Origin of the sequence: Anaerostipes rhamnosivorans, assembly GCF_005280655.1 — a bacterium.
GTDB lineage: Bacteria > Bacillota > Clostridia > Lachnospirales > Lachnospiraceae > Anaerostipes > Anaerostipes rhamnosivorans.
Genome location: NZ_CP040058.1, coordinates 1,352,763 through 1,366,434 on the forward strand (window position 1 = coordinate 1,352,763; position 13,672 = coordinate 1,366,434).

Annotated in this window: 14 protein-coding genes; 9 read left to right on the forward strand and 5 right to left on the reverse strand. The window is 43.0% G+C overall.

The window, feature by feature from the left end:
- Positions 1-22: 22 nt before the first annotated feature.
- From AR1Y2_RS06615 to AR1Y2_RS06630, 4 genes are read right to left on the reverse strand one after another with little or no spacing between them, the layout of a single operon-like run.
- Complete coding sequence (locus tag AR1Y2_RS06615; RefSeq protein WP_175403603.1) at positions 23-856, reverse strand: PTS system mannose/fructose/sorbose family transporter subunit IID; 834 nt, start codon at positions 854-856, stop codon at positions 23-25.
- 1 nt (position 857) lies between these two features.
- On the reverse strand, positions 858-1,679 hold the full coding sequence (locus AR1Y2_RS06620) for a PTS mannose/fructose/sorbose/N-acetylgalactosamine transporter subunit IIC (RefSeq protein WP_137328268.1): 822 nt from the start codon (positions 1,677-1,679) through the stop codon (positions 858-860).
- Positions 1,680-1,722: 43 nt separating this feature from the next.
- On the reverse strand, positions 1,723-1,938 hold the full coding sequence (locus AR1Y2_RS06625; protein ID WP_243118882.1) for a PTS sugar transporter subunit IIB: 216 nt from the start codon (positions 1,936-1,938) through the stop codon (positions 1,723-1,725).
- A 40-nt stretch (positions 1,939-1,978) separates the two neighbouring features.
- Complete coding sequence (locus AR1Y2_RS06630) at positions 1,979-2,902, reverse strand: tyrosine-type recombinase/integrase (protein ID WP_137328270.1); 924 nt, start codon at positions 2,900-2,902, stop codon at positions 1,979-1,981.
- Positions 2,903-3,227: 325 nt separating this feature from the next.
- On the opposite strand from AR1Y2_RS06630, the gene licT reads away from it, so the two are divergent.
- From licT to AR1Y2_RS06670, 8 genes are all read left to right on the forward strand, one after another.
- Positions 3,228-4,082, forward strand: coding sequence for a BglG family transcription antiterminator LicT (gene licT / locus AR1Y2_RS06635; protein ID WP_137328271.1), 855 nt, complete (start codon positions 3,228-3,230; stop codon positions 4,080-4,082).
- Between the two features lie 9 nt (positions 4,083-4,091).
- Entirely contained in the window at positions 4,092-4,589 is a 498-nt protein-coding gene (locus AR1Y2_RS06640; protein WP_137328272.1) for a PTS sugar transporter subunit IIA, read from the forward strand.
- Between the two features lie 35 nt (positions 4,590-4,624).
- On the forward strand, positions 4,625-6,085 hold the full coding sequence (gene nagE, locus AR1Y2_RS06645) for an N-acetylglucosamine-specific PTS transporter subunit IIBC (protein ID WP_137328273.1): 1,461 nt from the start codon (positions 4,625-4,627) through the stop codon (positions 6,083-6,085).
- An 88-nt stretch (positions 6,086-6,173) separates the two neighbouring features.
- On the forward strand, positions 6,174-6,911 hold the full coding sequence (nagB, locus tag AR1Y2_RS06650) for a glucosamine-6-phosphate deaminase (protein ID WP_137328274.1): 738 nt from the start codon (positions 6,174-6,176) through the stop codon (positions 6,909-6,911).
- Positions 6,908-8,029 carry an N-acetylglucosamine-6-phosphate deacetylase gene (gene nagA / locus AR1Y2_RS06655; protein WP_137328275.1) on the forward strand — a complete coding sequence of 374 codons (1,122 nt, stop codon included), beginning with the start codon at positions 6,908-6,910 and terminating at the stop codon, positions 8,027-8,029. The genes nagB and nagA overlap by 4 nt, the downstream gene beginning before the upstream one ends.
- A 228-nt stretch (positions 8,030-8,257) precedes the next feature.
- The gene (locus tag AR1Y2_RS06660) at positions 8,258-9,082 is read left to right on the forward strand and encodes an N-acetylmuramoyl-L-alanine amidase (RefSeq protein ID WP_137328276.1); all 825 of its coding nucleotides are present in this window, start codon (positions 8,258-8,260) and stop codon (positions 9,080-9,082) included.
- A 201-nt stretch (positions 9,083-9,283) separates the two neighbouring features.
- The gene (locus AR1Y2_RS06665; protein WP_137328277.1) at positions 9,284-9,964 is read left to right on the forward strand and encodes a L,D-transpeptidase family protein; all 681 of its coding nucleotides are present in this window, start codon (positions 9,284-9,286) and stop codon (positions 9,962-9,964) included.
- 15 nt (positions 9,965-9,979) lie between these two features.
- Positions 9,980-10,849, forward strand: coding sequence for a radical SAM protein (locus AR1Y2_RS06670; protein ID WP_137328278.1), 870 nt, complete (start codon positions 9,980-9,982; stop codon positions 10,847-10,849).
- Between the two features lie 52 nt (positions 10,850-10,901).
- Here AR1Y2_RS06670 and AR1Y2_RS06675 read toward each other — a convergent pair whose 3' ends face one another.
- Positions 10,902-11,711: a histidinol-phosphatase HisJ family protein gene (locus AR1Y2_RS06675; RefSeq protein WP_137328279.1), complete on the reverse strand. Its 810-nt coding sequence runs from the start codon at positions 11,709-11,711 to the stop codon at positions 10,902-10,904.
- 157 nt (positions 11,712-11,868) lie between these two features.
- Between AR1Y2_RS06675 and AR1Y2_RS06680 the strand changes: the two genes are divergently transcribed.
- Complete coding sequence (locus AR1Y2_RS06680) at positions 11,869-13,542, forward strand: Na/Pi cotransporter family protein (RefSeq protein ID WP_137328280.1); 1,674 nt, start codon at positions 11,869-11,871, stop codon at positions 13,540-13,542.
- The last annotated feature ends 130 nt before the right edge of the window (positions 13,543-13,672 follow it).

Below are 13,672 nucleotides of genomic sequence, written 5' to 3' on the forward strand. Positions count from 1 at the left end.
CTCCTCCACGATATTTTCTGCTTTACGCGCCCAGAATTCCAAGCACTCCTCCGATGATTCCGATCAGTATTAAGATTCCCATCACGGCCGTTGGATTAATTTTTTTCTTTTTCAGTAAATAATAAGTCAGCATTGTAAAGGCCAAAGGTAATACACCTTTAAATAATGCGTCAAACACAGTTTCCTGGATATTCATATTCAAAGCGCCGAAATTGAGCTTCGCAATGCACTTTACCGTTACAAATTGTGCCGATAATGCCCCCAGTACGATGGCACCCATAGCAGAGGCCCCTGTGATCAACAACTGTAACTGGTTGCCTCCGAGAATCTTTTCAATTCCTTCTTTGCCAAGCTGGTAACCTTTTGTCCAGCAAAAATGCGCGATCGGCCACATGATTCCCAGCATCAGCAGGGCGTACACCAGAGGCCCAAGAAGATTTCCTTTTGAACCTAAACTGATACCAAATGCCAGCAGGATCGGTGTTAAGGTGCCCTGCCATAGGGTATCTCCAATACCGGCAAACGGACCCATCAGGCCGGTTTTCACACCGTTGATCGCATCATCGGATATGGGAGCTCCATTTGCTTTCTCTTCCTCCATAGCCAAAACGATTCCTGGGATGACTGCACCAAAGTTCGGCTCTGTATTAAAAAACTGCATATGCCTTTTGAGGCAGGCTTTATATTCCTGAGGGTCATCGCCATATAATTTTTTTATAATATGCTTCATAGAAAAAACCAGACCAGTTGCTTCCAGTCGTTCATAGTTATAATTTGCATGGGAGAAAAATGCCCATCTCCAAAAAGCCTTTGAGACATCTTTTTTGGATAATCTTTTCTTTATATCTTCAGACATATTAAAAATCCTCCTCATCGTCATTTTCTATTGGCACAGCTCCACACGAATCTCCAGCGGCGGCTGCCTGTGGTGTCTGGTTGCTCAGCATGGTATAGAAGTATCCGATCACACCTGCCAGTACGGCCACTGCGATAACAGGTAGTTCTAAATAGACAACGGCTATAAATCCTACAAGAAAGAACAAAAGTGTACCAGGCCGTCCAATTGCACGGAGGTTCATTGCGATACCAAGTGCAGGAAGCAGACCTCCAATCACAGTTAAGGTTGCCAGCGGTTTACCTGTCAGGGAAGAAATAATACCTTTGACGGCAGTAGATCCAAAATAAGTTGCTGCGGTTGCCGGAACCACACAGAGCAGGAACATAAGGATCTGAGGCGGAACTACATGCCAGAAGCATATTTTCTCCAGATTCCCTTCTTCTGCTGCCTTATCTGCCATATGTACGAAGGTTACATCCAACGTCATATGTGCTACCCACACCATTGTTCCAAGCAGTCCAAGCGGGAGAGCGATGGTAACTGCTGCGGCTGGGTTGACACCGGCGGCCATGGCCCATGCGGTTCCAACTGTGCCGGCCAGCCCCGGATCAGCGGGCTGGGTTCCCCCTGCATTGATAAATGCCACGTAAGGGAGATTGATAGCGGCACCGATCATACATCCCTGTACCGGATCACCTAAAATAAATCCGACGATTGTTCCTGCCACCAAGGGCCTGTATACGACAGAAAAGCTTCCCAGCAAGGACAGCCACGGGGTGCCTGTATTGCCTAAGTAGTATACAATTCCAATTAGAAGTGCCTGAAATAGGGTTATTTTCATAAACGACCTCCTTTTCTAGTTTTCTTGTCTTTAGTTTCTTAAGTTACTTATCCAGCATTTTTGAAATATCTATTTCTCCGTCTTCTGCGATGATTCTGATATTGAACGCTGAACCTGCCTCTGACAGTTCTCTGAGTATGTCTATTTCTTCTTCGGACATTGAGATATTTCTGTAAAATTGCTTTCTATCACCTCCTGCTCCCATACCTCCGATATTGATGTGGTCAAAAATGATTCCTTTCTCTTTTAAGCAGCACAATGTTTTCGGGTATTTAAGAAGGATAATACATTGTTATCCTTTACTTCCGGATGCTCATATGGTTTCTGGGCAATTTGTTCATCAATATATTTTTCTGCTTTTGTGTGGAGACATGGGTATAGATCTCGGTAGTGGTGATAGAACTGTGTCCTAAGATCTGCTGAATGTAGCGTATGTCGACATCCTCTTCTAAAAGCAAGGTGGCAAAGGAATGACGGAACATATGGGGTGTGATGTGAAGGGATATGTCAGAAGCTTTTGCATGCCTGTCAAGCATGAAGCGGACGGACTGTTCCGAGAGACGGGACCCCAGACGGTTTACAAAAAAGTATCCGCAGCTTAAGATCTCTTTACAAAAAAATGAATAGTATTCGTTCAGGGCGGAAAGGACATCCATGTTTGTGATTTGGAGGAGACGTTCTTTTGATCCTTTTCCAAATATTAAAACTGTGTGATTGATCAGATCAATATTTTCTGATTTCAGGCTGCATAACTCTGAAACACGGATGCCCGTGGCAAAAAGCAGCTCTACGACAGCGATGTTTCTTAGGGAACACTTTTTTTGGTATGTAGTGACGGCTTCTTTTTTCTTTTTATATAACTCGGACAGAAAGGTTTCTATAACATGTGGAGGGATAGTTTTTGGCAGCAGTTTCGGTTCACGGAATTTTAAGGAAATTTTATTAAAGGGATTTTCGGGTAAAAACTCTTCAAATTCAAGGTAATGAAAAAATGCTTTTGTAGCTGCGATTTTCCTTTTGACTGTTTTTGGCTGATATTTTTGATGCAAATCAGAGATATAAGAATTTAATGCATCTTTGCAGAATGGAGAAGAATAGTTTGACATAAATTTTTCAAATTGTGACAAGTCGATTTTGTAGGCTTTCAGTGTTTTGGCATTCAGACGTTTTCGGATCTGGCAGTTCCTTAGGTAATCGGTAATTAGTGTAGATAAATGATTCATAATAGATTCTCCTTTGTGTATTTTCCTTCTATTATGAAGAGTTGGGTATGAAATGTCGACGAAAGCGGCATGGTAAATGTTACCATTGACTTCTTTGGCACAGTTGTATACAAATCGAAAAAATAGGGGGTTGACATCTGTGCATCTTGCGAATATAATAATCACATAAAGAGGAATAACTGGTGATATTTATTATTCGTGGATTGTCACTGTTCGGCAGGCAAAACCGGATTTTACGAGTAGGGAAAGTTTTTTGAGGGAACTTCAACCGATCTTGTAGAATTGGGTTTTTTTTCTTTTGTTCATGTTTATGAGGAGAGGCATTATGAAAATTACAAAGGTGATCAACAACAATGTGGTTAGTTCCATAGATGAAGCAGGCAATGAAGTGATCCTTATGGGGACCGGTCTTGGGTTTAAAGGAAAAGCAGGTTCTCCTGTGGATGATAGCAAGATCCAGAAGGTTTTTCATATGGAGGACCCGGGGGTCAGTCAAAGGTTTAAAGAATTGATCACGGACCTTCCGATGGAGCTTCTGCAGACATGTAGCGACATCATCATGTATGCAAAAGGGATCCTTAATACGAAGCTCAATGAAAACATCTATATTACCCTTACAGACCATATCAACTTTGCGCTTCAGAGAATGAAGCAGGATATGATGTACCCCAACCCTCTGAGCCGGGAGGTCAAGACATTCTATGATCTGGAATACAAGATCGGGGAATATGCTCTTGGAATCGTGGAAAAGGACTTGGGTGTAAAGCTTCCACAGGATGAGGCGGTATCCATAGCCCTCCATGTGGTCAGTGCAGAGTATGATACGAAAGTGCGTGACACAGTACAGATCACAACTTTTATCAAAAACGTTATTGACAAGGTCAAAGATTATTTTCAAATGGAACTTACGGAAACTTCTCTAAACTATGAAAGATTTATTACACACCTCAAGTTTTTGTCAAGAAAAGTCATGTCAGGAGGAGGGATGGACGAAATTGAGCCTGAGCTCCAGAAGATGATCTCAGCCATGTATCCGGATGAGTATCAATGCAGCCAGGAGATTGCAGAGTATATTAAGAAGGAATACCGGCGGGAAATGTCAGAGGGAGAGATTGTATACTTAACAATGCATATTGAACGCATAAAAAGCAGCAATCAGACAAAGAACATTAGAAAATAGGAGGGAATCATGTTTAAGTCTTTGAAGAAAGCGTTTAAGCAGGAAGTGAAATCGGTTGAAGTACTGTCACCAATGAAGGGGACAGTGATTGCCATGAATCAAGTGGCTGATCCGACGTTTGCAGGAGAAATCCTTGGGACGGGAGTGGCGATCATACCGAAAGAGGGGAAAGTTGTATCGCCGATCGACGGAAAAGTCGGCGTGATGTTTGAGACAAAGCATGCGGTCAGCATCTCGGGGCCGGACGGTCTGGAAATGATTGTCCATGTGGGGATCGACACTGTTGAACTGAAAGGGGAACATTTTACGGCTCATAAGAATTCAGGAGATCCGGTAAAGGCTGGCGATCTGCTGCTCACATTTGATATGGATGCCATCAAAGCGGCGGGTTATGATGTAACCGTTCCTGTTGTCATCTGTGAAAAAGGAAATTATACGGATATCGAATGCTTCCACGGAAAGGAGGTAGAGGCAGGGGAGCTGATCATCCGGTTAAATGAAAAATAAGAGAAGGATTTAATTTGAAAGGGGAACTTATTGTTATGATGAAATATTTTCAGAAATTAGGTAAAGCATTGATGCTGCCGGTTGCGGTACTTCCGGCGGCCGCAATCTTAATGGGTATCGGTTATCTGATCGACCCCAATGTTATGGCAGCCAATGCCGACAAAGCTCCGATCGCGGTGGCAGTATTCTTAGTGAAGGCTGGAGGAGCCATCATCGATAATCTGCCGATCTTGTTTGCTGTGGGTGTCGCTCTTGGAATGACCAAAAAGAAAGACGGCGCAGCGGCACTGTCAGGATTGGTTGCTTATCTTGTTGTAACGACTATTTTAAATAGTGACAATGTGGCACTTTTGCTGAACATTCCGGTTGAGCAGGTAGCTCCTGCTTTTGCAAAGATCCAAAACGCTTTTGTCGGTATTATTTCCGGTCTTATAGCATCAGCTTGCTTTAATAAGTTTGGAGAAGTACAGTTGCCAACGGCCTTATCATTCTTCAGTGGAAAACGCTGTGTGCCGATCATAACCTCAGCATTAATGTTAGTCGTTTCTGGTATTTTGTATTTTGTATGGCCGCCATTGTATAATGTATTAGTCAAATTTGGGGAAAGTATTGTAGGACTGGGACCTGTGGGAGCAGGAATCTATGCATTCTTTAACAGACTGCTCATTCCGACAGGATTACATCACGCATTAAACTCTGTATTCTGGTTTGATGTTGCAGGCATTGACGATATCGGTAAATTCTGGGCAGGGACCGGAGTCAAAGGTATCACTGGTATGTATCAGGCAGGATTCTTCCCGGTTATGATGTTTGGTCTGCCGGCAGGCGCTCTGGCTATGTACCATACAGCCAAAGACAACAAGAAAAAAGTAGCGGCAGGTCTATTGATCGCGGCGGCCTTTGCTTCTTTCTTTACCGGCGTTACAGAGCCTCTGGAATTCTCCTTTATGTTCTTGGCTCCGGCACTGTATGTGGTTCACGCGTTGCTGACTGGTATTTTTGTGGCGGTAGCGGCAGCTTTACATGCTACAGCAGGATTCAGCTTCAGTGCAGGACTGGTTGACTTCCTTTTGAGTTCCAGACTTCCAATGGCCAATAAGCCGTGGATGCTGCTGATTCTTGGTGTGATTGCGTTTGTAGTTTATTATGTGCTGTTCCGTTTTATCATTGTGAAGTTTAACTTAAAGACTCCAGGACGTGAAGAAGACGATGACGTGGAGGAGGAGAAGAGTGCCGTATTGGCAAATGATGATTTTACAAGAGTGGCGCAGATCATTTTAGAAGGGCTCGGAGGAAAGGATAACCTGACTTCTATTGACAACTGTATCACAAGGCTTCGTCTGGAAATCAAGGACCAGGATCTGATTGACGAGAAAAAGATTAAGTCAGCTGGAATTGCAGGAATTATTCGTCCCGGCAAAAACAGTATTCAGATCATCGTAGGCACGAAAGTGCAGTTTGTGGCAGACGAGTTAATAAAGCTTGCTGAAATGTAAACTAAGAGTTATATTGAGTAATAGATGGAAACTATTTATGGGGAAACAGCTTTTAGTGTTTCCCCGGATCATAGAAAGGAAGTAGAAAATGAGAGTTATTAAGGGAAAAGATTACAAGGACATGAGCAGGAAGGCAGCAAATATTATCTCAGCAGAGATCATCACTAAGCCAGACTGTGTATTGGGGCTGGCGACAGGATCTTCACCGATCGGGATCTATGAGAATCTGGTACATTGGTATGAGCAGGACGATTTGGATTTCAGCCAGGTGAGATCAGTGAATCTGGATGAATACAAAGGGCTTCCGAAAGACAATGACCAGAGCTATGACTATTTTATGCATCAATATCTGTTTAATAAGGTAAATATCAAACCAGAGAATATCAACATTCCAAATGGTATGGAAGAAGATGCGCAGAAAGAATGTGCAAGATATAACCAGGTGTTAGAGGAAATCGGTGGGGTGGATTTACAGCTTCTTGGAATCGGACACAACGGGCACATTGGATTCAACGAGCCTGGAGAAGCATTTGAAAAAGAGACCCACTGCGTGGATTTGACAGAGAGCACCATCAATGCCAATAAGCGTTTCTTTGAAAAAGAAGAAGACGTGCCGAGACAGGCTTATACAATGGGCATCAAATCAATCATGAAAGCAAAGAAGATTCTTCTTATTATCAGCGGCAAAGAAAAAGCAGGTATTGTAAAAGAAGCATTCTTCGGACCGGTAACACCGAAAGTACCGGCGTCCATCTTACAGCTTCACAATGATGTGATCCTGGTAGCAGATGCGGACGCATTGTCAGAGGTAGAGGATTTATTATGATTATAAAAAACGCAGAAGTTTTTTGTGAAGACGGGGTCTTCCGGTCAAAAGATATCTGTACGGACGGTGAAATATTTTGTGATTCTTCACAGGATGAACAGATCTTAGACGCCGAGGGCTGCTATGCAATCCCAGGGCTGGTTGATATTCACTTTCACGGCTGTGTGGGATATGATTTCTGTGACGGGACTTCTGAAGCTATCCATAAGATGGCAGAGTATGAAGCAGAAAATGGAGTGCTTGCGATCTGTCCGGCTACTATGACCTTAGCGGAGGATCAACTGATGTCCATCGCCGAGGCAGCCGCTGGATATAGGGGCGGCGCTGGAGCGGATCTGGTCGGCATTAACATGGAAGGTCCATTCATCAATGAGGCCAAAAAGGGAGCGCAGAATCCTGCGTATATCCATACACCGGATGTGGACATGTACCGGAGGCTTCAAAAGGCTTCAAACGGTTTATTTAAGCTGGTGGACATTGCACCGGAAACCGAGGGAGCCATGGACTTTATCCGTCAGGTAAAAGACGAGGCGGTCATCTCGATTGCCCATACTGCAGCGGATTATGACACCGCAGTAAAAGCCATTGAACATGGAGTCAGCCACGTGACACATCTCTACAACGCCATGCCGGGGTACAGCCACAGGGCACCAGGTGTCATCGGGGCAGCCTGTGACTACGGACTGGATGTGGAACTTATATGCGACGGTATTCATATTCATCCCAGTGCCGTCAGGACTACCTTTAAGATGTTTGGAGATGACCATATTATCCTGATCAGTGACAGCATGATGGCCACCGGAATGGATGACGGCACTTATCAGCTGGGAGGCCAGGACGTTAAAGTCGTGGGCAATCTTGCAACTTTAGCGGAAGGGGGAGCGATTGCAGGCTCTGCCACAAACTTGATGGACTGTATGAGAACCGCAGTAAAAAGCATGGGGATTCCACTTGAGAGTGCAGTCAAATGTGCATCACAGAATCCAGCCAGATCCATTGGCATTGATGATAAATATGGAAGTATTTCAGAGGGCAAATATGCCAATGTTGTTATCTTAGACAAAGAGCTGAATATCAAGTCAATCGTACAAAAAGGAAAATTGACAAAGAAGAATTAAACAGAATAACAGAGGGCAGAAGTACGTTTAAAAGACGGCTTCTGCCTTTCTTTATTATATAGTTCTTGGATTATTGAGAGCGGAGAATGTGAGAAATTATATCTTCCGGCATTTTTCTTCACATTTTTTTGTTGGTTTGTTTTAAAATGTCTGCACGGCATGACCAGAATATGCTGAAGAATATAACCTAAAACCGATTGTAAAAGCAGAAAAGGACCTGGGATATGGATGAATAAGACAACGATAATCAAAGCTTCCGCAGTCATTGGCGCGTGTTTGGCAGTCATAGGAATAATGATTTTATATTTTGCAGGAAAAGAGGACGGAAGGGATTCTTCCCCCGCCGATAAGAGGACGATTTTCTCTGAAGAAACACGACAAAAGGCAGAGCAGAAATCTAAGGAAAAGGTAAAAGCAGAAAAAAAGAAGTATGTAGTAGTGATTGATCCGGGGCATCAGAGGAAACAGGATCAGTCCCAGGAGCCCATCGGGCCAGGGGCTAAAGAAATGAAATCGAAGGTATCCTCTGGAACCAGCGGTATTGTGTCAGGATTAAATGAATATGAACTGACCCTTATGGTATCAAAGAAACTTAAGAAAGAGCTCGTAAAAAGAGGGTATACGGTGTATTTGACCCGGAAAAGAGCAGATGTAAATATCAGCAATGCCAAAAGAGCAAAATTTGCCGAAAAAAAGGGCGCAGATATTTTTATCAGGATTCATGCCAATGGTTCGAGAGACTATGCAGTGCGGGGTGCTCTTTCTATGGCGCCTTCAAATAACAATCCATATGCGGCACGGCTGGCTAAACAATCTCAGGAACTGTCTAAAAGCGTACTAAAAGAGTACTGCAAGGCCACGGGTATGAAGAACCGTGGCGTCACGCTGACAGATCAGATGAGCGGTATAAACTGGGCAGCTATGCCGGTAACGATTCTGGAACTGGGCTTTTTGAGTAACCCAAAGGACGATATGTCTATGAAAAGTGAACGCTTTCAAAAAAAGATGGCAGAAGGGGCAGCCAATGGAATTGACCGGTTTGTAAAGAAATGATGCGTGGATGATGGCTTTATGTCCATTAGTACAATATTCGGCTGTGGGACTATGGCCGAAGCCAAGACATTTTCGGCATGTCAGAAGGAATTTGGAAATATTTAGTTTGTATAAAAATAGTTTGTATACAAATAATTTTGCGAAAACCTCTTTTTTTCTTATCTGTATTTGTGTATAATAGCCCAAGAGGTGAATACAATAATGAAGAAAAAAAGATGGATGGCAGTGTTGGTTATGGCAGTCCTTATTTGGAATATGACAGCGGGAATCATAGAAAAACAGACGGTCCATGCAGCGGCAAAGAAGTCTGTATGGCAGAAGAAATTCGACCGATTCCGGTATGACAGTAAAGTAAACCAGCTGATCTTTGTAAAATACCATAAGAAATCAAGAGCAACGGTTTGTATGTACCAGAAAAAGAATCATAAATGGAAACGGATCTTAAAATGCAGAGGCTATGTAGGGAAAAAAGGAATCTATAAGAAAAAAGAAGGGGATATGAAAACACCTTCCGGTACTTATGGGGTTACGGGAGCTTTTGGTATCAAAAAAAATCCAGGGTCAAAGATGGAATATACGAAGGTAAATAAATATCTTTATTGGTGCGGCGACAAAAAATACTATAACCGGCTGGTGGATGTGAGAGAAAAAAAGCATCGCTGCAGGGGAGAGCATTTGATCGATTACAAGCCACATTATCATTACGGACTTTTTTTGAACTACAATCCAAAACATAAATATAAAAAGGGTTCTGCAATTTTTATGCACTGTAAAGGGAAAAAGTCTTTCACGGCAGGATGCATTGCAGTCAGCAAGGCAAACATGAAAAAGATCATAAGAAATGCGGAGCCAGGAGTAAAAATCTGCATCTACCGCAGTTAATCAGGAGGGGAACCAATGGAATACGAAGGAATGGTTTACAGACCGCCCAGCGAGGCATACAGCCTGATCATACAGGTGACGATCGGGTGCAGTCAGAACGACTGTATTTTCTGTAATATGTATAAAGAAAAGCGATTTAGAATGAGGCCGCTTCAGGATGTGCTGGCTGATTTCAGGGAGGCAAGAGCATACTACAGCTCGATTGGAAAAATCTTTCTGGCAGACGGGGATGCTCTGATCTGCAAGAATGAATATCTTAATGAGATCCTGAACTATATACGGGAAGAGATACCGGAATGCCGTCAGGTGACCTGCTATGCGTCACCCAGAAGTGTCATGATCAAAAAAGAAGAGGAACTCCGGGAACTGAAAGCACACGGTCTGGATATGGTGTATATGGGACTGGAATCAGGTAATGCACAGGTGCTTGAATTCATGAAAAAGGGGGCGACTCCGCAGGAAATGATCCAGTCAGCGGGTAAGATAAAGCAGGCAGGCATCCGGCTGTCTGTGACAGCAATCTCTGGTCTTGGAGGAACAAAGCTGTGGAGAGAACATGCAGTTGACACCGGAAAGGTGCTGTCCGCTATGAAGCCGGATTATGTAGGATTGCTGACCTTGATGGTAGAGCCGGGACTGCCTTTGGAAGAGAAGATTCAAAAAGGGGAATTTGAACTGATGACCCCGTATGACAATCTCAAGGAGACAAAACTGATGCTGGAAAACATGGACTGTCCGGGCTGTATCTTCCGTTCCAACCATGCTTCCAATTATGTCAATTTGAAAGGGACTTTAAACGAAGACCGGGAAAGAATGATGGCCCAGTTGGAAGAAGCAATCCAGGGAAATATACACTTAAAAGAAGAGTGGATGCGGGGATTTTAATATAAATGACAGAAGGGGAGGTGTCCAATGACCAGGACTTCTCCCCTTGTTTTTATAATTTTATAAATTCTGGTTTTTGATCTTTAAATACCGTATAGTACCGGAAACCAACGGAAGTGAGCAGGTCCGAAAGCTTTGAAAAATCATAAGCCATATGTTCCGGACAGTGTCCGTCTGATCCTATGGTCAGGATTTCCCCTCCAAGTTCCCGGTAGCGTTTTAAAATATCCGGGTGGGGATTCGGATAGCCGAGGCCGTATTTGTACCCGCCGGTGTTGACCTCGATCCCTTTTCCATCATCAATGACCGTTCTTAAAATTTCCTCGATCAAATCGGCATAGTCTTTGTAAACAAAATGGTAGTTTTTATCTGGGCAGTAGCGCACTGCATAATCCAAATGGCCATAGACGCAGTAGTCATGGTATGTCTGTACATTCTCAAGAATCACTTCTAAATATCTTGTAAGTCCTTGTTTTCCAGGATATGTTTCAAAAAATATGGATTCATATGGGTCCATTTGGTCAACAATATGGGTAGATCCAATGATAAAGTCAAAATTTTCTGAGCGCGCGAAGGCACGGCATTTGTCATAGGTTGTGGGCATGAGACCGATCTCGGTGCCGAACAGCACCTGTATATGATCTTTGTATTTATCCTTTAATGTAAATAATTCCTTTTTATATGTTTGGATATCCAGAAGAAAATCAAAGTTTTCATCATTTTCGGGATAGTCGTAATCCTGGTGTTCTGTAAAACAAATTTTCGTAAGACCCAGGTCTACAGCCTTTAAAATCATAGATTCCATTGGGGCTTTTGAGTCAGATGAGTGGCTGGTATGTAAATGAAAATCTGAACGAATCATGGCATCTCCTTTATATATATTTAAGATTGGTTTCACCTTTATTATATATAATTATTAAAAAAAATACATGAAAAACAGAGAAGTTACAAAAGTTTTACTTTAAATTAACAATTACCTTATGTTAAACTAAGGATGTTTAATACAGGAGGAAAAAAGAATGAGTACATTAGATCATGTAGGGAACCTATTTGCCTTCGCCGGCGGACTAGGTATGTTTCTCTATGGAATGAATGTGATGGCAGATGGCCTTCAGAAGACCGCCGGAAATAAAATGAGGCAGCTTCTGGGATATCTGACCAACAACCGCTTTTTAGGAGTTTTAGTGGGAGCTTTGGTCACAGCCATCATCCAGAGCAGTTCGGCAACAACTGTCATGGTCGTAGGTTTTGTAAATGCCGGGATCATGAATCTTACCCAGGCAGCAGGCGTTATCATGGGAGCAAACGTCGGAACCACGATTACCGCATGGCTTGTATCAGCCAATGAATGGGCAGGCGCATTAAAACCAGAATTTTTTGCCCCTTTGATCCTGGCCATCGGCGCATTTATTGTAACTTTTTCAAATAAACAAAAACTGAGCCAAAAGGCAGAGATTGCCGTTGGTTTTGGTGTACTTTTCATTGGGCTTTCCTTTATGTCCAGTTCGATCGGGGTTTACCAGAGCAGCCCGGTCTTTTCGAAAGCGTTTGAGATCCTTGGAGGTAATCCATTTCTCGGGATTTTGGTCGGAGCAGTGGTAACAGCGGTTATCCAGAGCTCTTCTGCATCTGTGGGTATCCTGCAGACACTTGCCATGAAGGGGATCGTCAACTGGCGTTCCGCAGTCTTTATCACTCTCGGACAGAATATCGGTACATGTATCACCGCACTTTTATCCAGTGCAGGAGCCAATAAAACAGCAAAGAGAGCCGCAGTGATTCATTTGTCCTTTAATATTATCGGTGCAGGTATCTATGGAATTATCATGACAATTTTCTTTGGAGTGTTTGATAATCTGGCTATGCAGCACATCACAAGTACGGAGATTTCGATCTTTCACTCTATTTTTAATGTGTCCGTCACAGTGCTTTTATTCCCATTTGCCAATGTTTTGGTAAAACTGTCAGGATTGATCATCCATGAGGAGCCGGAAGACGAAGAGGATGAAGAAGTAGAAGAAATGGTTTTGCGCCACCTGGATCCGCGTATTTTGGAGACTCCTTCTTTTGCAGTGGAGAATGCTGTAAAGGAAGTGGTGCGTATGGGTGATATTGTGCTGAAGAATATGAAGCGCGTCACAAAAGAAGCCATGAATCCGCAGCCAAGTGAAAAACAGCTGGACAAGGTGTTCAGGGACGAGAAGGTCATCAACCATCTGGAAACCATGATCACTGGCTATCTGGTAAAGATCAGCAATCTGGCGCTGACGGAGAAGCAGAGCAAGATTGTCACTGACTTGTTTTATACAATTTCTGACATTGAGAGGGCGGGAGATCACGTTGAGAATATTGCAGAATTCATGCAGATGAAGCATGACGATAAAATTGCTTTCTCAGACCTCGCTAAGGACGAATTGCACAAAATGACGGCTCAAGTCATTAAAACTTTTGATTATGCGATCCGTGCCATTGAAAATGATGATGTGGAGATCGCGAAACAGGCTCTCATGGGAGAGGAAGAAGTCGACCGGATGGAGAAGCAGTACCGAAAACAGCATATTGAACGGCTGGAGAGGGAATCCTGTGTACCTGAGGCTGGTGTGATCTACATCGATATGATGACCAGTTTGGAGCGTATTTCTGACTATGCAGATAATATTGCCAATTATATCATCGATGAAAATGAGAAATAAAAGATTTTAGTAATCTTGTACAAAGGTATGATTTTGTATACATGAGAGAAATACTAAAATAGGCTTGATATTTTTGGACATATTGTTTAAAATAAAAAGGAAGTTTGTCAATAGATTGACAATTGACAGA